This is a genomic window from Vibrio sp. 10N.261.55.A7 (assembly GCF_002877365.1).
Classification (GTDB): domain Bacteria; phylum Pseudomonadota; class Gammaproteobacteria; order Enterobacterales; family Vibrionaceae; genus Vibrio.
Genome location: NZ_MCWZ01000255.1, coordinates 1 through 327, shown reverse-complemented (window position 1 = coordinate 327; position 327 = coordinate 1). Strand labels below are relative to the sequence as shown.

Sequence of the window (327 nt, the reverse complement as noted above, 5' to 3'; positions counted from 1 at the left end):
GTTAAGAGGTGATAGAGTTAAGCTCTATGGGCCGCTTGATAGCAACCAGCATGTTTTGGCTATTTGGCGAGAAATTTCGCCACTATTTCAAGCTCTAGATCTAAATATTCGATCATTAGTTTTGAATGAGCGCAGAGCTTGGCAAATAATTCTAGATAATGGTATGCGTTTAGAGTTGGGCAAAGAATCATTGGATGAACGTATTGCACGGTTTATTTCACTGTACGAAAACTTAGGCAGTGATGCTGAGCGCGTCAGTTACATCGACCTTAGATATGATACTGGAGCTGCCGTTGGTTGGTTCCCTGAACCGGATTTAGAACAAGA

At 41.9% G+C, this 327-nt stretch carries 1 protein-coding gene; it reads left to right on the top strand.

All coding sequences use genetic code 11. From position 1 onward, the window contains the following. The coding region (locus BCU12_RS11470) for a cell division protein FtsQ/DivIB (RefSeq protein ID WP_198599319.1) at nucleotides 1-327 on the top strand (327 nt) is incomplete at both ends.